Raw genomic sequence first — 1,124 nt, 5'->3', positions numbered from 1 at the left:
GCCAAGCGCTACGTGGCGCCCAGGAAGCGCGGCTACAGCAAGAACGGCCGGGGCGATGCGCCGCAGATCGTGGTGGGCCTGGCGGTCACCCGCGACGGCTTCCCGGTGCGCCACTGGGTGTTTCCGGGCAACACGGTCGATGTCACCACGGTGGCCCAGGTCAAGGAAGACCTCAAGGGCTGGCAGCTCACCCGCTGTTTGTTCGTCGGGGACGCCGGCATGGTCTCGCAGGCCAACTTCCAGGCGCTCGCCAAAGGCGGTGGCAAGTACCTGATGGCGATGCCGATGCGCCGTGGCGACGAGGTGACCGAAGCAGTGCTCTCGCGCCCGGGGCGCTACCGCAAGATCGCCGAAAACCTCGAGGTCAAGGAGGTCGTCGTCGGCGACGGCGAGCGCCGCCGCCGCTATGCGGTGTGCTTCAACCCGCAGGAGGCACACCGCCAGCGTGCCTATCGTGACGAGCGCATCCGCGAACTCGAGGCCGAGCTTGCATGTCTGGCCGATCAGGACGAGGGAGGGCACAGCAAGCGCGTGTGCGCGCTGCGCAGCAGCGCCCGCTACGGGCGGTTCCTGAAGGAGACCAAGCGGGGCCTGGCGATCGATCGGCAGGCCATCGCCGAACTCGAACGTTTCGACGGCAAGTTCGTCGTCCACAGTAACGACGATACCCTCACCGCCGAGGACATGGCGCTCGGCTACAAGCAGCAGCAGCGCGTCGAAGAAGCCTGGCGCACGATGAAGGGCGGCCTGCGCATGCGCCCCGTGTTCCACTGGGCGCCCCACCGCATCCACGCCCACATCGCGATTACCGTGCTGTCTCTGTTACTGGAACGCGTGATCGAGCACGCCTGCCAAGATACTTGGCGCAACGTGCGCGATGACCTCAAGCGCATTCAGCTTGCGCAATTGTCCAGCCCCAACGGCACCGTCTGGCAGGTCACCGAACCCACGGCGGAAGCGGCCAACCGACTGAAAGCATTGAAGATCAAGCCGCCGCCGGCTGTCCTCAGGCTCGACTGACACCTATCCCCACATAGATACACGGCCGTTTCCGGCGCTCGGCCGGAGGCCATGCGCCGTGCGCCTTGCGACGGGGCGTGTTACTCGCTGGTGTCAAAGTCGGG

Annotated in this window: 1 protein-coding gene; it reads left to right on the top strand. The window is 66.4% G+C overall.

Annotation, left to right across the window (positions count from 1 at the left end):
- A partial coding sequence (locus ACMV5O_RS21290) for an IS1634 family transposase (protein ID WP_416165310.1) occupies positions 1–1,020 on the top strand: 1,020 nt, incomplete at its 5' end.
- Positions 1,021–1,124: the final 104 nt, after the last annotated feature.

It is taken from the genome of Thauera sp. WH-1, assembly GCF_047806685.1.
In the GTDB taxonomy this organism is placed as follows: Bacteria; Pseudomonadota; Gammaproteobacteria; order Burkholderiales; family Rhodocyclaceae; genus Thauera.
Note: the sequence above shows the minus strand (reverse complement) of the source record. Positions and strands in the feature narration are given on the sequence as shown.